Source organism: Nocardia sp. NPDC003999, from assembly GCF_053604885.1.
This window is the reverse complement of the sequence record NZ_JBSGIB010000004.1, coordinates 253696-271644: the sequence shown is the minus strand read 5'-3', so window position 1 is coordinate 271644 and position 17949 is coordinate 253696. Positions and strand designations below refer to the sequence as shown.

At 70.1% G+C, this 17949-nt stretch carries 14 protein-coding genes; 9 read left to right on the top strand and 5 right to left on the bottom strand.

Features of this window, described 5'->3' with window-relative positions; genetic code table 11:
* Positions 1 to 3: 3 nt before the first annotated feature.
* Positions 4 to 1032 carry a phosphogluconate dehydrogenase (NAD(+)-dependent, decarboxylating) gene (gene gnd, locus ACWESM_RS11620; RefSeq protein WP_355071369.1) on the top strand — a complete coding sequence of 343 codons (1029 nt, stop codon included), beginning with the start codon at positions 4 to 6 and terminating at the stop codon, positions 1030 to 1032.
* A gap of 55 nt (positions 1033 to 1087) precedes the next feature.
* Here gnd and ACWESM_RS11615 read toward each other — a convergent pair whose 3' ends face one another.
* A complete protein-coding gene (locus ACWESM_RS11615; protein ID WP_355071367.1) occupies positions 1088 to 2410 on the bottom strand; it encodes an acetyl-CoA C-acetyltransferase in 1323 nt (440 codons plus the stop codon).
* 212 nt (positions 2411 to 2622) lie between these two features.
* Here ACWESM_RS11615 and ACWESM_RS11610 point away from each other — a divergent pair, with 212 nt between their 5' ends.
* Together ACWESM_RS11610 and ACWESM_RS11605 are read left to right on the top strand one after the other, a co-directional pair.
* Positions 2623 to 3981: a 3-oxoacyl-ACP reductase gene (locus ACWESM_RS11610; protein ID WP_355071365.1), complete on the top strand. Its 1359-nt coding sequence runs from the start codon at positions 2623 to 2625 to the stop codon at positions 3979 to 3981.
* The gene (locus tag ACWESM_RS11605; RefSeq protein ID WP_355071364.1) at positions 3978 to 4868 is read left to right on the top strand and encodes a MaoC family dehydratase; all 891 of its coding nucleotides are present in this window, start codon (positions 3978 to 3980) and stop codon (positions 4866 to 4868) included. The genes ACWESM_RS11610 and ACWESM_RS11605 overlap by 4 nt, the downstream gene beginning before the upstream one ends.
* Before the next feature lie 115 nt (positions 4869 to 4983).
* Here ACWESM_RS11605 and ACWESM_RS11600 read toward each other — a convergent pair whose 3' ends face one another.
* The 3 genes from ACWESM_RS11600 to ACWESM_RS11590 form a co-directional block, all read right to left on the bottom strand.
* The gene (locus ACWESM_RS11600; RefSeq protein ID WP_452491790.1) at positions 4984 to 6216 is read right to left on the bottom strand and encodes a DUF5685 family protein; all 1233 of its coding nucleotides are present in this window, start codon (positions 6214 to 6216) and stop codon (positions 4984 to 4986) included.
* 119 nt (positions 6217 to 6335) lie between these two features.
* Positions 6336 to 6935, bottom strand: coding sequence for a TetR/AcrR family transcriptional regulator (locus ACWESM_RS11595; protein WP_040870930.1), 600 nt, complete (start codon positions 6933 to 6935; stop codon positions 6336 to 6338).
* 99 nt (positions 6936 to 7034) lie between these two features.
* Positions 7035 to 8198 carry a glycoside hydrolase family 3 N-terminal domain-containing protein gene (locus ACWESM_RS11590; RefSeq protein ID WP_355071361.1) on the bottom strand — a complete coding sequence of 388 codons (1164 nt, stop codon included), beginning with the start codon at positions 8196 to 8198 and terminating at the stop codon, positions 7035 to 7037.
* Between the two features lie 174 nt (positions 8199 to 8372).
* Here ACWESM_RS11590 and ACWESM_RS11585 point away from each other — a divergent pair, with 174 nt between their 5' ends.
* The 5 genes from ACWESM_RS11585 (at position 8373) to ACWESM_RS11565 (ending at position 15377) form a co-directional block, all read left to right on the top strand.
* Positions 8373 to 8846: a universal stress protein gene (locus tag ACWESM_RS11585; protein WP_364424870.1), complete on the top strand. Its 474-nt coding sequence runs from the start codon at positions 8373 to 8375 to the stop codon at positions 8844 to 8846.
* Between the two features lie 135 nt (positions 8847 to 8981).
* The gene (locus tag ACWESM_RS11580) at positions 8982 to 10076 is read left to right on the top strand and encodes an isochorismate synthase MenF (RefSeq protein ID WP_397276239.1); all 1095 of its coding nucleotides are present in this window, start codon (positions 8982 to 8984) and stop codon (positions 10074 to 10076) included.
* A 149-nt stretch (positions 10077 to 10225) separates the two neighbouring features.
* A complete protein-coding gene (locus tag ACWESM_RS11575; RefSeq protein ID WP_083880942.1) occupies positions 10226 to 10396 on the top strand; it encodes a DUF2613 domain-containing protein in 171 nt (56 codons plus the stop codon).
* On the top strand, positions 10377 to 14759 hold the full coding sequence (locus ACWESM_RS11570) for an alpha-(1->3)-arabinofuranosyltransferase (RefSeq protein ID WP_452491595.1): 4383 nt from the start codon (positions 10377 to 10379) through the stop codon (positions 14757 to 14759). The genes ACWESM_RS11575 and ACWESM_RS11570 overlap by 20 nt, the downstream gene beginning before the upstream one ends.
* A 117-nt stretch (positions 14760 to 14876) precedes the next feature.
* Positions 14877 to 15377 (top strand): DinB family protein, encoded by a 501-nt coding sequence (locus ACWESM_RS11565; protein ID WP_397276235.1) that lies wholly within the window; start codon positions 14877 to 14879, stop codon positions 15375 to 15377.
* 20 nt (positions 15378 to 15397) lie between these two features.
* On the opposite strand, the gene ACWESM_RS11560 is transcribed toward ACWESM_RS11565, so the two are convergent.
* Positions 15398 to 16582 carry an acyltransferase family protein gene (locus ACWESM_RS11560; protein WP_355071358.1) on the bottom strand — a complete coding sequence of 395 codons (1185 nt, stop codon included), beginning with the start codon at positions 16580 to 16582 and terminating at the stop codon, positions 15398 to 15400.
* A gap of 204 nt (positions 16583 to 16786) precedes the next feature.
* Here ACWESM_RS11560 and ACWESM_RS11555 point away from each other — a divergent pair, with 204 nt between their 5' ends.
* Positions 16787 to 17947 (top strand): DUF3068 domain-containing protein, encoded by a 1161-nt coding sequence (locus ACWESM_RS11555; protein WP_355071356.1) that lies wholly within the window; start codon positions 16787 to 16789, stop codon positions 17945 to 17947.
* Positions 17948 to 17949: the final 2 nt, after the last annotated feature.

Sequence of the window (17949 nt, the reverse complement as noted above, 5' to 3'; positions counted from 1 at the left end):
GGCATGCAGCTGGGAATGATCGGCCTCGGCCGGATGGGCGCAAACATCGTGCGCCGCATCGTCGGGGACGGACACACCGCCGTCGGATACGAACGTCGCTCCGCGCACATCGACGAACTGCGCGCCGAGCTCGGGGACGGCTTCCGGGGCAGCACCGACCTCACCGAGTTCGTCGGCATGCTGGAGACGCCGCGCGTGGTGTGGGTGATGATCCCCGCCGGGGCCACCGGTGCGGTGATCGAGCAGGTCGCCGAGCTGCTCGAACCGGGCGACATCGTCATCGACGGCGGCAACAGCCGCTACCACGAGGACCTCGTGCGCGCCGAGCGCTTGCGGCCCAAGGGCATCCACTACGTGGACATCGGCACTTCGGGCGGGGTTTTCGGGCGGACTCGCGGCTTCTGCCTGATGATCGGCGGCGAATCCGAGCCGGTGAAGCACCTGGACCCACTGCTGAAATCCATCGCGCCGGGCCTCGGGGCGGCGGAGCGGACGCCGGGACGCGGCGGCGAGCCGTCCACGGCCGAGCTGGGTTATCTGCACTGCGGACCGGTAGGGGCGGGCCACTTCGTGAAAATGGTGCACAACGGCATCGAGTACGGGGCGATGGCCGCCTACGCCGAAGGGCTGAACGTCCTGCGCCGGGCCAACTACGGCGCCGAGCACACGGGCGAGTTCTCCGCGGAGGAGACGCCCCTGGAACATCCCGAGTACTACCGGTACGACCTGGACATCCCCGAGATCACCGAGGTGTGGCGGCGGGGGTCGGTGGTCGCGTCCTGGCTGCTGGACCTCACCGCGGCCGCGCTGCACGCGGACCCGAGCCTGGATTCCTACAGCGGCCGGGTATCCGATTCCGGCGAGGGTCGCTGGACGGTCGATGCCGCCATCGACACCGGCGTGCCCGTCCCTGTGCTGGCTTCGGCTTTGTTCGCGCGATTCTCCTCGCGGGGCGAAGCGGTGTACGCGGACAAAGTGCTCTCGGCGATGCGTAAAGCGTTCGGCGGGCACCTCGAGCTGCCCGGCGAGTAGGGCGCAGGTGGTCCGACCGGAATTCCGGTCGGACCACCTCGCGGTGTGCGATCGGTCAGCGCTCGAGGATCGCCACGACGCCCTGGCCACCCGCGGCGCAGATGGAGATCAGCGCGCGGCCGGAGCCCTTCTCGGCCAGCTGCTTCGCGGTGGCGGCGACGATACGGCCGCCGGTCGCGGCGAACGGGTGACCCGCGGCCAGCGACGATCCGTTGACGTTCAGCTTGCTGCGATCGATCGAGCCCAGCGCGCCGTCGAGGCCGAGGCGCTCCTTGCAGTAGGCGTCGGACTCCCACGCGGTCAGGGTGGCCAGCACCACCGAGGCGAACGCCTCGTGGATCTCGTAGTAGTCGAAGTCCTGCAGGGTCAGGCCGTTGCGGGCGAGCAGGCGCGGCACCGCGTAGGTCGGGGCCATCAGCAGGCCGTCGGGACCGTGGATGTAGTCGACCGCGGCGACCTCGCTGTCCACCAGGTGCGCCAGTACGGGCAGCTTGCGCTCGGCGGCCCACTCCTCGCTGGACAGCAGCACCGCGGAGGCGCCGTCGGTGAGCGGGGTGGAGTTGCCCGCGGTCATGGTCGCGTCACCGGCTTTGACGCCGAAGACCGGCTTCAGCGTCGCCAGCTTCTCGATCGAGGAATTCGGCCGCAGGTTGTCGTCGCGGGTCAGGCCGAGGAACGGCGTGATCAGGTCATCGAAGAAACCGCGGTCGTAGGCGGCCGCCATGTTCTTGTGCGACAGATAGGCCAGCTCGTCCTGCGCCTCGCGCGGGATGCCGAATTCCTTGGCGGTGATGGCGGCGTGCTCGCCCATGGACAGCCCGGTGCGCGGCTCGGCGTTGCGCGGGATCTCGATGCCGAGCATGCTCGGGCGCAGCTGGCCGACCAGCTTGAGGCGGTCTTTGTTGGTCTTGGCGCGGTTGGCGTCGAGCATCCACTCGCGCATGCCCTCGCTGACGCCGATCGGGGCGTCGGAGGTGGTATCGGTACCGCCGCCGACGCCTGCTTCGATCCGGCCCGCGGCGATCGCGTCGCCGACGGTGACGATCGCCTGCAGGCCGGTGCCGCAGGCCAGCTGCAGGTCGTGCGCCGGGGTGTAGGGGCTGAGCTTGCTGCCGAGCACGCTCTCCCGGATCAGGCCGTGCTCGCCGACCCGCTTGAGCACGGCGCCGCCGACGACCATGCCGAGTCGCTCGCCCTGCAGGCCGAAACGGCTGACCAGCCCGTCCAGCGCGGCGGTGAACATGTCCTGGTTGGAGGCGTGCGCGTACGCCTTGTCGGAGCGAGCGAACGGAATCCGGTTGCCACCGACGATCGCGACCGGGCGGGTGGTCCTACCGGTCTTGGCGGCACTCTTCGCCGAACGGGCTTTGCTAGTCACTCGAGTCTCCAAGGTCTCGTGGATGGGTGTCCCGGCGGCCCGGTGGAGCACGGATATCTCCGCGCTGCTCGGCGCCCCGTCGCGGTTGTTTACATTAAACTTACTCTGGAGTAAGTTTAATGTCGACACATACCCCCGCAAAAGTGCGCCAGCAGACCACGCCGGGGCGATACCCCAGACCCGAGAGCCAGAACTCAGAAAAGGTAGGAATAGTGGCAGCCAGCAAGAGCAAGGGTGCTCCCAACCTCTATGGATCGTTCGTACACTCCGCGCCTGGCGCGTTCCTGGCCGGCAAGCTCGGCCTTCCGAAGCCGGAGAAGCTGCGCCGCTACGTCAAAGGCGAGCCGCCGCTGTCCGGGCCGGTGCTGATCGGCGGCAAGGGCCGCGTCGCCGAGCCGGTGCGCGCCCTGCTGTCGGACTACACCTTCGCCGATGCGCTGAGCCAGGGCACCAAGTACGGCGCCCTGGTATTCGACGCCACCGGCGTCGGCACCATCGAGGACCTCTCGCAACTGTTCGAGTTCTTCCAGCCCGCCCTGCGCAGCCTCACCTCCTCCGGACGCATCGTGGTCATCGGCACCACTCCCGAGCTGGCTTCCGGCATCGACGAGCAGATCGCGCAGCGCGCACTGGAGGGCTTCACCCGCTCGGTGGCCAAGGAACTGCTGCGCGGCTCGACCGCCCAGCTGGTCTATTTGCACCCGGAGGCGTCCGCGGCGGCGACCGGCCTGGAGTCGACCCTGCGCTTCCTGCTCTCGGCCAAGTCGGCGTTCGTCGACGGCCAGGTCATCCGGGTCGGCAAGGACGACGCGAGCGCGCCCGCCGACTGGGACCGCCCGCTGGACGGCAAGGTCGCGGTGGTGACCGGCGCCGCGCGCGGCATCGGCGCCACCATCGCCGAGGTGTTCGCCCGCGACGGGGCCCAGGTGATCGTGGCCGACATCCCGGCGGCGGGCGAGGCGCTGTCGCAGACCGCGAACAAGGTGGGCGGCACCGCGCTCGCGCTCGACGTCACCGCGCCCGACGCGGCGGAGAAGCTGGCCGAGTTCGCCACCGAACGTTTCGGCGGCATCGATATCGTCGTGCACAACGCGGGCATCACCCGGGACAAGCTGCTGGCGAACATGGACGAGGGCCGCTGGAACGCGGTCATCAACGTCAACCTGGCCGCTCCGCACCGGATCACCGAGGGGCTGGTGGCCAAGGGCGCGCTGAAGGAGGGCGGTCGCGTGATCGACGTGTCCTCGATCGCGGGCATCGCGGGTAACCGCGGGCAGACCAACTACGGCGCGTCCAAGGCGGGCGTCATCGGCATGGTGAACGCGGAGGCGCCGAAGCTGGCGGAGAAGAACATCACCATCAACGCCGTCGCGCCGGGTTTCATCGAGACCGCGATGACCGCCGCCATCCCGCTGGCCACCAGGGAAGCGGGCCGGCTGATGAGTTCGCTGCTGCAGGGCGGCCAGACCGTCGACGTCGCCGAGACCATCGCCTACTTCGCGAGCCCGGCGTCGAGCGCGGTGACCGGCAACGTCGTGCGGGTCTGCGGACAGAGCCTGATCGGAGCATGATGGCCCAGGCTCCGGCAGGCAAGGAGAAGACCCAGGTGATCGCCCTCACCGAACCGCCGAAGAACAACCGCCTGTTCGTCAAGGCGGCGCTCGGCGCGGTGCCGCTGCTGTCGGCGCGCAAGCCGACGCTGCCGGACCGGGCCGTCCGGCTCGACGGGCTGCGGGTGGACCCGGATCATCTGGCCGCCTACTGCCGCGCGACCGGGCTGCGGTTCGGCGACGCGCTGCCGCTGACCTACCCGTTCATCCTCACCTTCCCGCTGGCGATGCAACTGGTGGTGGCGCGGGACTTCCCGTTCGTGGCGGTGGGCGCGGTGCACGCGCAGAACGTCATCGAGCGCACCCGCGAGATCTCGGTGAGCGAGCCGCTGGACATCCGCACCCACATCGAGAACCTGCGCGAGCACCCGAAGGGCCTGCTCGTGGACGCGATCAGCGATGTGAAGGTGGGCCGGGAGCAGGTGTGGCACCAGGTCACCACGTTCCTGCACCAGCAGCGCACCTCGCTGTCGGGCGGGCCGAAACCGGAGCCCAAACCGGAGGAGGTTCCGCCGCCGCCGCTGCGCACCCTGCGGGTGGATCAGAAGACGATCACCCGGTACGCGGCCGCGTCCGGTGACCACAATCCGATCCACACTTCGGCATTGGGCGCCAAGGCGTTCGGCTTCTCGCGATCGATCGCCCACGGCATGTGGTCGGCGGCGACGATTCTCGGGGCGGTCGAGGGACGCATTCCGGAGCAGACCACGTACTCGGTCAAGTTCGGCAAGCCGATCCTGCTGCCCTCCGCCGTCAACCTGTATGCCGATCAGGTCGAAGGCGGTTGGGATCTGGCGCTGCTCCACCCGAAGAAGGGGTACCCGCACCTGACGGCGACCCTGCGCTGAACGTTCCGCGAAGCCGCATCCCGATTCCCACGAATCAGGATGCGGCTTCGCGCTTTTCAGCGAGGTCGGCCGTGCCTTTCGCACGGGAGCGGCCGGCTCGCCGCTCCAGCACGGATCAGCAGTCGCAACCGCAGTCGCAGCAATTGCAATCCCCGCAATCGCAACAACTGCAATCACACCCGCCGCAATCTCCGCAATCTCCGCAGTCGCAGTTCTTGATCCACGCGTCCTTGCGTTCGCCCGTACACGGTTGCGTGTGGTCGGCGCAGCACGCGTAGCCGGTGCAGTAAGCGCTCAGGATGAGCGCGAGAGATTCACCGATGCCAGGGCGGCGGGTCGGCGGGCGGTGGCGGGTTCCGTGCGCGTGGGCGCGGATGTCGGCCCCTTCGGGCGACACCGAGCAAGTGTGGGCGGCGAACGCGCCGAGCCCGCCGCCGAGCCGCCGCAGCACCGCGGTCAGCGGGTCGAGCAGCATCCAGCGTACGGTGGGAACCCGGCTGAGTTCGGCCGCCGCGACGGCCGCGCGCAGGCGCGAATTCGACTGCCGCATCAGGTCGTAGGCCTCGGGCAGGCTGGTTCCAGTAGCCGCGAGAGGGTTGAAGCGGTCGTGGGCGGCGTCATCGTCATAGTCGGTTACGGCGTCGGCTAGATGCGCGATCCGGCCGAACTGCCATCCCGCCTCCCGCAGCGCGTCGACGTTGTCCGTGCGGTCGGCCAAGACAGCTGTGTGGGCGAAGAACTCCGACGCGCACAGCTGAGTGGGTGCGGTCAACCGGTCGATCGGGTCGGCCGACGGCGACATCGCGGAACGCCAATGCGAGGAATGGGCAAGGGATTCCGGCGCGAAACCAGCCCCGCCCACGGCGACCAGCTCCTTCGCCTCCTGCTCCAAACGCACCTGCGCGGCGAGCGCCGCGACGAGCGGTTCGACGTCCAGACCGATCCGGTCCGCGCCCGCGCGAGCCTCGCGGTGCCATCGCGTCGCGGCTTTCGCCAGCGGCCCGCGCGCGAGCGCGACCACCTCACCGTCGTCCACGTGATCGCGAATCTTGGCCGCAGCCAACAACAACGACGCGGTGGTGGCGAGCTGGACGCCGGGCGCGCCCGCGGCGACCACCGACGCGCGGCGCATTCCGCGCAGCGGGCACGGCGCCGCGGTGGTGCGTGCCGCCGGTCCGGACTGGGCCTCGGTGAGCATGCTCAGCACCAGCGCGTCCTTGTTGGTGGTGGCGCGGGCGAGCTGACCGTGCCCGTCGCGCAAGCCGAGACACAAACCGCACAGATGCGCCCGCCATTCGGCCGCATCGATTCCATACTTCTGAGCGCCGTGCGCACACGGCCTGAGCAACCCGAACAATTCCGCCCCGTTTCTCCCCGGCTCTTCGGACGAGCCGGTCCGCGCTGTGCGAACTCACGCACTTTGGCAGGGGGGCGGCGCGGAAGCAACCGATCCGGGCGATGGGCGGGCTACTCGGTTTTCTTCCGGCCGGCGAGACCGCGCCAGGCCAGATCGTCGAGCAGGTCGACGGCCTCGGCGACCTCGATCCGGCCGCTGGCCAGCCGGTCGGCGATGGCCTCGCCCGCGCCGATCACGGCGACCGCGACGACGTCGAAGTTCGTCCCCGGCTCGGCGTGCTTGGCGCTGGACTCCAGCAGTTTTGCGGTCAGCTCGATGACGCGTTCGCGCGCGTTCTCGATCTCCGAGGCGAACGCCTGCTGGCCGATGGCCTGCCGGTAGAGCACTTGCCAGGAGCGCCGGTTGCGGTCGACGAAGCCGAGGAAGCCCTCCAGCGCGGTGCGCACCTGCTCGTGCGGCGTGAGCAGCGGGTTGCCCGCGGGCGCGACGGATTCGATGAACCGCAGCCCCTCGCGCTGGATGCAGGCGCGGAACAGTTCGTCCTTGGAGCCGTAGTACAGATACAGCATCGGCTTCGAGATCTTCGCCTCGGCGGCGATCGCGTCCATCGACGTGTCGTGGAAGCCTTTACGCGAGAAGACCTCCACGGCGGCGTCGAGCATCTGCTGCTCGCGTACCGCCCGCGGAAGCCGCTTCGTACCGCCCGCCATCCACACTCCTACCACAGGTGAATCTCATATATTACTCCAAGGTAAGTTCCGGCGGTCCGATTTGCTCACCAGTCGCCCGACCCGACCGTGCGGCGCGCCTCAGCAGCGCGGCAACGCACCTTTGTACGCGGCCAACCGCAACACCGAAGCATCCACCTGGGCCATCGGCAGTCGCCCACTCGAAACCGCCTGCTCCAGCCGGTCGAGCACCTGGGGCACCGCGTCGGTGGTGATCCACAAGGCGCTGTCCGCGCCGGCGACCAATGCGGCCTCGACGGCGTCCTCGATCGACATCCGGCTGGTGATCGCGGCCATGCCACCGAGATCGTCGGTGAAGATCGGTCCCTGGAACGGCGCGGCTCCGTAGCCGGTGCCCTCGCGCAGCAAACGCATCGCTTCCGGGCTGATGCTGGCCGGGACGTTGGGTGTGGTCAATCCGGGCACGTCGAGGTGACCGACCATGACGGCCGCGCCCGAGCCGATCAGGTTGCGGAACGGCACCAGGTCCGTGTTCTGCATCTGGTCCAGCGGCGGGGTGCGCACCGCGCCGGTGTGCGAGTCGCCCGAACCGGATCCGTGACCGGGGAAGTGCTTCATCACCGTGCCGACGCCGACCTCGCGCATGGCGCGGATGTAGGCGTCCGCGTAGCGGGTGACCACGTCCGGGTCGTCGGAGAAGGAGCGGTCGCCGATGACGGAGTCGTCCGGCTGGGAACTGACGTCGACGTCGGGAGCGAAATCCACCGTCACACCGAGATTCTTCAGCGCGCGACCCCTGGTCAGCGTCGCACTATAAAACTCATCGGGGCTCATGGTCTGCGCCGTCTGCCGCGCCGAGGGCGCCGCGCCGATCAGGTCGCGCACCCGCGAGACCCGGCCGCCCTCCTCATCGATGGTCACTATCAGCGGCACCTTGGCAGCCTGCTTCACCTGCTCGATCTGGCCGGAGGCGAGCAGCGCCTGGTCGGTCCAGCCGCCCACGAAGATGCCGCCGATCTGCTCGTTTCGCACCACGTTCGTGGCGTCGGCCGCACCGGTGACGCCGACCGTCAGCAACTGGGCGAGCTTCTGGCGGGTGGTGAATTGCGCGAGGTATCCCGCGTTGCAGTCCGGCGGCGCCGAGCTGGTGACGGGGACCGCGGCGGTGGTCGCGTCCGTGGTGGTGGTTGTGCTCGATGGGGCCGACTCGGTGGAGCCACCGTTCGAGCAGGCGGTCGCGACCGCGGCGAGTACGGCGAGGACGAGCAGAGGCGTCTTCCGCATAGAGGTCAACCGTACTCGCCGCGACGTGCGCGACCGCAGTCGCTACGTCCCTACCGAGCAGGCAACTCGGGTGCGGCCGCGAACCCGCAGGTAGACCCCCGAAAACAAGCGCTCGACGCGGGCCTCCAGGGGTAATCTCGAGGTGTCGCCGTGCGTCCTTTCCAGGAGGTCATCGTGCCCTGCGATCTGATGCTCATCGCCTACGACGGCTCCGAGAACGCCAAGCGCGCTGTCGAATACGCCGGGCGATTCCTCACCGCCGACCGGGCCATCGTGCTCACCGCCTGGGAGCCCATGGTGCGGCAAGCGGCTCGCCTGTCCGGGCTGTCGGGAGTGATGCAACCGGAATGGGTGCCGGACGACGAGATCGAGGACATCGCCTACGTCGACGCGCGCGCCATCAACGCCGAGGGCGTGCGGCTGGCCGAACTGGTGGGTCTCAACGCCGAGGCGCGCACCGCCGAATGCGCCACCACCATCTGGAACGCCATCGTCGACTGCGCCGACGAACTGGACGTCGACATCATCGTGGCAGGCACCCGTGGCGCCACCGGCATCCGCGCGCTGCTGCACAGCAGCGTCGCGGACGCCGTCCTCAAGCATTGTCACCGCCCGGTCCTGCTCGTCCCGCCCGGCAAGAACTCGTGATCGCACTCGCGTGAGATATGGATCGCTCCACCGCTGTGTGGCGCGGCGACGGGGTTACGCGTACCTCCGCCTTCGCTCCGGCCATGCGCGGGCTGAGGACGGACCACGTCCGACCGCACCCACTAGGTTGGGGGCATGGATGGGTTCCTGCTTGCCCGGGCCGACGGGGTTGTTCGTGGTCACGGGACCCGGGTCTGCTTCGACGACGCGCGACGAGCGCGGGCGGCGCTGCTGGACGGCAGTGCGCGGCTGGTCGTCGGCGCGCTGCCCTTCGATCCACGGGAGCCTGCCGCGCTGAGCGTGCCGGAGCGCGCCGTGCACACCGCTGGTCCATGGCGGCCCGCCGCGTTGCCCGAGCTGCCGCCGGTGCGCGTGGTGACCGAGGTCCCGAGCCCGGCCGAACATGTGGCGCGGGTGACCAAGTTGGTCGAGCAGCTCAACGATCCCGCACAACCGCTGCGCAAGGTGGTCGCGGCGCGGTCGGTGCTGGCCGAGGCGCAGTCCGCGCTCGACCCGGAAGTCGTCGCGGGACACCTGCTGACCCGGCATCCGCACGCGAACGTCTTCGCGGTCGATCTCACCCCCGCCGGACGCCCCGGTGCGACGCTGGTCGGCGCGACGCCCGAAGTGCTGATCGCCCGGCAGGGCGACACGGTGACGCTGCGCCCACTGGCGGGCACCGCGCCACGGCGAGCCGATCCGGAAGCCGACGCCGCTCAGGCCGGGGAACTGCTGGCGAGCACCAAGAATCGGGACGAGCACGCCTTCGTGATCGACTGGATCCGCGAGCGGCTCGCGCCGATCTGCGCCGAGCTGTCGATTCCGGAGAGCCCGGAACTGATCAGCACCCATGAGGTGTGGCATCTGGCGACACCCGTCACCGGGCGGCTGCGCGACAGCACGATCACGGCATTGGACCTGGCGCTGCTGCTGCACCCAACGCCCGCGGTCTGCGGCACCCCCACCGACCTGGCGCTGGACACCATCACGCACCTCGAGGACGACCGCGGCTTCTACGGCGGCGCCGTCGGCTGGTGCGACGCCGACGGCGACGGCGTCTGGGTGGTCGCGATCCGCTGCGCGGAACTCTCGGCCGACGGTCGCGCGGTGCGGGCGTACGCGGGCGGCGGCATCGTCGCGGCCTCCGACCCGCAGGCGGAACTCGACGAGACCACCGCGAAACTGCGCACCCTGCTCGGCGCGCTGCACTGCGCTCTCCCCGCCCGCTGACGCGGCCGCTTTCCGGGCAGTCCGTCGGGCGCTCCAGCGTCGGCCAGGGCGCGTTCAGCGGAGATTCGGCGGCCTGAACGCATACAAATACCGGACGCCCTGCTAGGTTGGCCGGGAACGTGCCTGCATCGACGTATTGGAGTACCGCGATGAAGTTTGCTGTCCCGGGTGTTGCGAGTGCCGTCGCGGGCGCCGTGCTGGGCGTGCTCAGCGTCTTCCTCATCACCATGGCGGTCCAGCAGAACTCGCGGCCGGAGATCGATCGCAGCGGCGACAAGGACTCCTCGCTGCTGAACAACGTTGAGTACGGCAGCCGCTGACCCGCTGACCTCCGCTTCACCCGCCGACTCGCTCGGATCGTCCGCGGCGCCGGGGCAGCACAGCACCGCGCCGCTGGGCAGACGTTGGTTCGCCGCGACCGTCGTCGTGGCGTTCCTGCTGACCTTCGTGCAGGCGCCCGGACTCACGGTCGCCGACACGAAATACGACCTGGCGCAGAATCCGCTCGGCTTCCTGGAACGCGCGAGCCATCTGTGGAGCAGCCAGGCGCCGATGGGTCAGGTGCAGAACCAGGCCTATGGCTACTTCTTCCCGCACGGCGCGTTCTTCTCGCTCGGCCACCTGCTGGGCGTGCCCGCCTGGGTGACGCAGCGGATCTGGTGGGCGCTGCTGCTGCTCGCCGGATTCTGGGGGATCGTGCGCCTGTGCGAGGCGCTCGGCATCGGCACGCGCGGCTCACGCGTCGTCGCCGCGCTCGCCTTCGCGTTGTCGCCGCGAGTGCTGACCACCGTCGGGTCGATCTCCTCGGAGACGCTGCCGATGATGCTGGCGCCGTGGGTGCTGCTCGCGCCCGCCGCGCTCGGCGTCGCCGGGCGCGAGCGGCGGCGGGGCGGGGCCGAGTCCGCCGCGGGCAGTGCGCTGGCGCTGGCTCTGATGGGCTCGGTCAACGCGGTCGCGACCGTGGCCGCCTTTTTGCCTGCGCTGCTGTGGTGGGCGGCTGCTTCGCCTGTGACCGGCCGTGGACGGACTGCGTCCGACGGCGCCCGAGCGGGCTTCTCTCGCTACAACCAGCGTTGGTGGCGCTTCACCGCCGCCTGGATCCCGCTGCTGGTGCTGGCCACCTTCTGGTGGGCGGTGCCGTTGCTGCTGCTCGGCAAGGTGAGTCCGCCGTTCCTGGACTACATCGAGTCCTCGGGCGTGACCACGCAGTGGGCCTCGCTCGGCGAGGTGCTGCGCGGCACCGACAGCTGGACGCCGTTCGTCTCGCCGGAACGCATCGCGGGCGCGGTGCTGGTCACCCAGCCCGCGGCGGTGCTGGCCACCGGGCTGGTCGCGGCGGCGGGCATGGCGGGGCTGGCCCTGCGGTCCATGCCGTATCGCGGCAGGCTCGTCCTGATCCTGTGTGTCGGGCTGGTCGGCATCAGCGCCGGGTTCGTCGGTGAACTGAGCGGACCGTTCGCGGAGTCGGTGCGCGTCTTCCTGGACTCCGGCGGCGCCCCGCTGCGCAACGTGCACAAGCTGGAGCCGTTGATCCGCATCCCGCTCGTGCTGGGGCTGGCGCAGCTGCTCGCCCGGGTTCCGCTGCCCGCCTCGGTACCGGTGAAGTCTTGGCGGAGCGCTTTCGCGCACCCGGAGCGGGACCGCGCGGTCGCGATCGCGGCGCTGATCCTCACCGCGCTGGCCCTGTCCACCTCGCTGGCCTGGACCGGCAAACTCGCCCCGCGCGGCGCCTACGACCGGGTACCCGCGTACTGGCAGCAGACCGCGGACTGGCTCGAGCACAACGCCGCCGATACGCGCGCCCTGGTGGTGCCCGGCGCGCCCTTCGGCAGTCAGGTCTGGGGACTCACGCGCGACGAACCACTGCAAGCGCTGGCCCGAACGCCGTGGGCGATCCGCGACGCGGTGCCGCTGAACCCGCCCGGCACCATCCGCGCGATGGATTCGGTGCAGCGGCTCATCGCCGACGGCAGGCCATCGGCCGGACTGGCCGCGACGCTGAGCGCCCAAGGGATCGGCGTCGTCGTCCTGCGCAACGACCTCGATCCGGAGACCTCCCGCTCGACCCGGCCGGTGCTGGCCCATCAGGCGCTCGACGGGTCGCCCGGGCTGCACAAGGTGGCCGAGTTCGGCAACCCCATCGAATCGGTGGTGATCGCCGACGACCTGGTGGCCGACGGTGACCTGCGCCCGCCGTACCCGGCGATCGAGATCTACCGGGTGGACGCGCCGGGCCACGGGACACCCGCGGAAGTGCGTAGCGGCACCGGCGCGCCCGAGGCTTTCCCCGGCGCGTACACCGTCCCGCTCGGAGACGTCCCGGTCATCCAGGGCGGCCCCGAAGTGCTCGAGCGGATGCGCCGCGATCCCGGCCTCGCCCGGACACCCGCCTTGCTCGCCGCCGACGCGACCGAGGCCGGGTTGCCGCTCGGCCCGGTGACGGTCACGGATACGCCGATGGATCGCGAAGCCGATTTCGGCCGGGTGGACAACCACAACTCCGCGTTGCGCGCACCCGACGACGCGCGCCGCACCTTCAACCTGGTCCCCGACTATCCGGTGCCAGGCACCGAATTGGTGCGCGGCGAGTGGTCGGGCGCCACTGTCACCGCGTCGAGCTCGGCCGCCGACGCCACCCAGCTCGGCGGCGCGGCCCCGGGAAGTTCCACCGCGGCCGTCGTCGACGGCGATCCGTCCACCGCATGGATCAGCAACGGCACCGAGCACGCCCTCGGCCAATGGCTCCGGCTCGATCTCGACCACCCGATCAAGGCCGGGCAACTGAACCTGACCACCAGTTCGGCCGCCATCGGCGACCCGGTCAAATGGATCGAGGTGCGCACCGCGAACGGCACCGTTTCGGTGCGGGTGCCCGAACCCGGTGCGCCGGTCTCGGTTTCGCTCCCCGCAGGCCGCACCGAGTGGCTGAAGATCACCGCGATTCGCACCGAGAACGGTTCCTCGGGAGGGCAATTCGGGATCAGCGAACTCACGCTGGACGATTACTCGACGCGCAACGCGCCCGTCCGCGTCGACATCAGGCATCGCACCGTGGTGCCGTCGGCTCCCGCGGGCGCACCGGTGCGGGGATGGGATCTCGGTCAGGAATTCCCCGGCCGCAGTGCCTGTTTCGACGCGCCCGACCGGGTACGTTGCAGTAAAGGTCTCGCCTTGGCCCCGGAGGAACCGGGGGCGTTTCAGCGCACGCTGACCGTCCCGGAACCGATGTCGGTCGCCCCGGAACTGACCGTCCGAACCCGGCAAGGTCCGGCACTGGAGGCGCTGCTCACCGACCACGCCAGGCCGGTGGCCCGGGGCAAGGCCGACGTCGGCGACCTGCGCGGGGCCGCATTCGCCGCGACCGACGGCGATCCGCGCACGAGCTGGACCGCACCGGAGGACTCGGTCCGCGAGCCGACCGCAGGCAGGCCGACGCTCACCCTCGAGTTGCCCGAGCCCACGCTGGTGACCGGCCTCGAACTGACTCCCTCGCTCGGCGGTCTGCCCGCCGCGCCCACCTCGGTGACGGTCAACCTCGGCGACGGCCCGCAGGTGCGCGAGCTGGACGACGACGGCCGGGGCGCGCCGACGCGGATCTCCCTGCATCCCACGGTGACCGACCGCATCGAGTTGAGCATGCGGACCTGGCAGCCGGTGCTGGACAAGACCGCGCTGGGTTTCGTCCAGACCCAGCCGCCCGGACTGGCCGAGGTGACGGTCATCGGACCGGACTACCCGGAGGCCGCCGCGCTGGACCGCGAGATCACCGTGCCGTGCGCACTCGGCCCGACGATCGACGCGGGCGGCCGGACGCTGCGCACCACGGTCACCGCCACCGTCGGCGAATTGCGGTCCGGTGCGCCGGTTCCAGCCCGGGTGTGTACGGATGAAGCGGACACACCGGAGCTCGCGTTGCCGCAAGGCCGGGCCGACGTGGCGGTCGGTCCGACCGACCTCTTCTTCGTGGATCGCCTGCGCCTGAACCGAACCGGGGCGGAAGCCGCCGCCGCACCGCCGACGAACGCGGGTGACCGCCTGCTCGTGCTGCCGCTGAGCACCAATGTCGGATGGCGCGCGACCAGCGCGGACGGGCGCGTGCTCGAACCCGTGGTGGTCGATGGCTGGCAGCAAGCCTGGCTGCTGCCTGCCGATGCCACCGGCCCGGTGACGATCACCTTCCCGGTCGACCGGTGGTATCGCCTCGCCATCTTCGGCGGATTGCTGCTGCTCCTTCCGCTCGCGGTGCTGGCCGTTCCCCGCCGCGCGCGGCCTGCCGCGGGTATGCCTACCGACCAGGCGAATTCGAGCACCGAAGTGCCCGGCACCTGGGGCCGTCGCTGGATGGGCGCGATCGGGCTCACCGGCGCGGCCACCGTGATCGCAGGTCCGGTGGGTGGTGCCGCCACGGTGATCGCCTTGGCCGCAACGCGTTTCACGCGATTTGTCACACCGCGCGCGCTCGTCGTCGTCGCGGGCATGGGCACCATGCTGTCCGCTGCCGCGCTGTCCACGGGCCCGTGGCGTTCGCCCGACCGTTATATGGGCGGCTCCGTGCTGGTGCAGCTGCCCGCGGTGCTCGCGATCATCGCGGTGGGCATCGCGGCGCTGCCTCGGCCGAAACACGCCGATCGGCCCGGCGCGATCCGGCCGGACGAAACCGATCCGCCGACCGGAGAGCACTGACCCGCGGCCCGCGCGCCGGCCGGCGACCTCGGCCCGCGCGAACGCGCGGCGGCGCCGCTGGACAAGACGCCCATTCGCCGTGCGCCGCAACGGCACCCGTTGCTAACGTGACCACGCGTGAACACCTGTGCCGAATGCGGTTTCGTCTACGACTTGGCTTCGGCGGCCGACGTGCCGTCGCTGGCGCGGGAGCACGCCGTGGAATACGCCGACCTGCTCGGCGCCGACAGCGTCAAGTTGCGCGAGCGCGGCAAGCCCGATGTGTGGTCGCCGCTGGAGTACGCCTGCCATGTCCGGGATGTGCTGCTGGCCCAGCGCGAACGCGTGCTGGCCGCTCGCCGTTCGGACAACCCGCCCATCACCGCGATGGGCCGGGACGAACGAGTCGAGCACGACGGCTACGCCCAGCAGAACCCCGCCGACGTGGCCCGCCAGATCCGTGACGCCGCCCTGCTGTTCGCCAACGTGCTGGAGCGACTCGGCGACGACGATTGGGAACGCACCCTCGGCTTCCCCTACCCCGAACCCGCGGATCGCTCCCTGCGCTGGCTGGCGGTGCACACCCTGCACGAGCTGCGCCACCACCTGATGGACATCCACCGGCAACTCGACGGCTGACTTCGAGCGGGACCCGCCGATCAGGGCGCGGGCTCGGGTTCGGAGCTCCGTCGCACCCGGTCCCGGCGGCGAGCCCAGCGCCGCACCGGCTCCTCCACCAGCGCATAGCTGGCCGCGGCGACCGGAAGGGTGATGGCGACCGTGAGAACAAGGACGTAACCGAAGTCGCCCTGGAAGGGCAGGATGCCGAACACCGGGAAGACGATCGACAGCACCGCGAGGTGCCAGATGAAGATGCCGTAGGACCAGCGTCCGAGCGTCGCGGCCACCGGCGACTCCAGCCAGCGATGCCCGCGCGCGTCCGGGTCCCGCAGCACCAGCGGCGCGAGCAGCGCGAAGCCGATGATCGCGCCCAGCCCCATCTTCACCGCGTACTGCCATGGTTCGGCCCGGGTCAGACCCGCCGGACCGGCCAGATCGGTAGCCGCGAGCAGGAAGGCCACCGCCGCGACGGCCCACATCAGGGGCTGATTCCCGCCGAATTTCCACCAGCGTGATAGCCGAACGCTATGTTCGGCGAGCTCCGCGAGGAGCATGCCCGCGGCGAACCAGGGCAGATATCCGGGCAGCCAGTTGTCCGCGTGGATCGCGTCGGGTGTCGGGACCGGAATGAAATTCCAGCCGAGACTGATGAGGGCGACGGCGACCAGCACCGGCACCCGCCACCGCGCCGCCGGTCCGCGCAGGCGCACCAGCGCGAACGCCAGCAACGGCAGCACCAGATAGAAGGCCACCTCCACCGAGAGGCTCCACATCTGCGTGAGGCCGTCGGTGAGCGTCAGCGGCACGAATACCTGCAACAGCGCCAGGTTCGACACCCAGACCCGAAGGCCCGCGGTTCCGGCGGCGCTTGGCAGCAGCACCAGGACCGCGCACACCACCACCCAGTACGCGGGCAGGATGCGGGCGGCACGATGCCGCAGGTAGTAGCCCACGGGCGGAGCGGTGTCGAGTCCGCGCGCCGCCGCCGCGTGCGGACGCCAGAGCAGGAAGCCGGACAGTGCGAAGAACACCGCCACCGCCATGTCGAACCGGCCCCACACCCGTCCGACGACCGGCGTGCCCGCTGCGCCGGTCTGGAAGGCGACATGGGTCAGCAGCACACCGAGCGCGGCCATACCGCGCATGCCTTCCAAGGCAGGCACGAACGCGCGGGGGCGCACCCGTTCGGTCGCGGGCGCGGTGCTGGGCAGGGTTGCGGTCATCGGGCTCCAGTCTGCCTCGGCAGGTCCACAGTTGATAACCCGACGTTTCAGATTTCGCGCTAGACTCGGGCGATTTCTCGGCCGTTTCCGGCCTCGACGCCGCATGGTACGACATCGGACTGTTAGTGTCGGGGCTCACGAGTGCCGCGGCGTGCCCGCAGTACTCGCCGGAGCGACCTGTGTTCTACGACGAGGAGAGTTTGCATGGCACTGAGTGCCGGTACCAGAAGGACGGTGGCCTGCCTGCTCGTGGGTCTCGGCGCGTTGCTGATCGTCGCCGCAATCATGATCCCGACCTACACCGTCGACAAACTGGCGAAAACTCCCCTCGACTTGGAGATCACCACTATCGCGACGAACCAGCAGAATGAGGACAGCCTGGTACTCGACTCCAAGTCGCTGACCGCTCCGGAAGGCTCGGCGAAGGTCGACACCAACGTCCCGCTGGTCTCGCAGCGCTTCCTCACCGTCGAGGACCCGGCCGACGCCCACCAGATGACGGTGCAGGCGGGCCAGACGCTGCGGCGCATCGACAAGCAGGGCGACACCGGCCTGCTCACCGCGACCGTCGACCGGGTGACCATCGACCGGGTGACCGGTGAGCCCGTCAGCACCCAGCCGAACGGTTCGATCGCGGTGACCGCGAACCTGGAGGGCCAGAGCATCGCGGAGCCGGTGCAGCACACCGGTCTGCAGTACCGATTCCCGATCGGCACCGAGAAGAAGACCTACCCGTACTTCGATCTCAACGTTCGCAAGACCTTCGACGCGAACTTCATCGAAGAGACCGAGATCAACAACACGAAGGTCTACCACTTCCAGATGTCGGTGCCCGCCACCAGCCTCTGGGACGTCGTGCAGGCGCCGACCAACCGGCTGAGCCTGCCCGCCGCCAAGTGGGGCGTCGAGGGCGGCGATGCCCCGGTGACCATGACCCGCTACTACACCAACACCCGTGACCTGTGGGTGGAGCCGCAGACCGGCACGGTCGTCAAGGGCGGCGAGGCGCTGCACCTCTACTACTCGCGCACCGCGGACAAGCCGGAGGTCACCGCGCTGAAGTCGCACCTGGTGTTCGACGAGAACACGATCGAGTCGCAGCTCTCGGTGGCCAAGGAGAACATCGACAAGCTGTCGCTGTACGGCCGGATCCTGCCGATCATCCTGGGCGTCCTCGGTGTGATCGCGCTGATCGTCGGTGTGGTTCTCGGCATTCGCGGCGGCTCGGCTCCGACGCCCGCGCGGGCGGGCGGGGCCCCGTTCCAGCGTCCGGGCGGTTCGGCTCCGACCAGCCCGGCCCCGCGCGTCAACCGCGGCGCCGACGACGCGCCGACCGAACAGATTCGGATCGATAAGCAGCCCTGACC

Coding starts and splice junctions, on each gene's coding strand:
- ACWESM_RS11590 (WP_355071361.1), bottom strand. CDS start 8,198: ATGCGGAAGACGCCTCTGCTCGTCCTCGCCGTACTCGCCGCGGTCGCG.
- ACWESM_RS11595 (WP_040870930.1), bottom strand. CDS start 6,935: ATGGCGGGCGGTACGAAGCGGCTTCCGCGGGCGGTACGCGAGCAGCAG.
- ACWESM_RS11575 (WP_083880942.1), top strand. CDS start 10,226: ATGAAGTTTGCTGTCCCGGGTGTTGCGAGTGCCGTCGCGGGCGCCGTG.
- ACWESM_RS11560 (WP_355071358.1), bottom strand. CDS start 16,582: ATGACCGCAACCCTGCCCAGCACCGCGCCCGCGACCGAACGGGTGCGC.
- ACWESM_RS11605 (WP_355071364.1), top strand. CDS start 3,978: ATGATGGCCCAGGCTCCGGCAGGCAAGGAGAAGACCCAGGTGATCGCC.
- ACWESM_RS11555 (WP_355071356.1), top strand. CDS start 16,787: ATGGCACTGAGTGCCGGTACCAGAAGGACGGTGGCCTGCCTGCTCGTG.
- ACWESM_RS11580 (WP_397276239.1), top strand. CDS start 8,982: ATGGATGGGTTCCTGCTTGCCCGGGCCGACGGGGTTGTTCGTGGTCAC.
- gnd (WP_355071369.1), top strand. CDS start 4: ATGCAGCTGGGAATGATCGGCCTCGGCCGGATGGGCGCAAACATCGTG.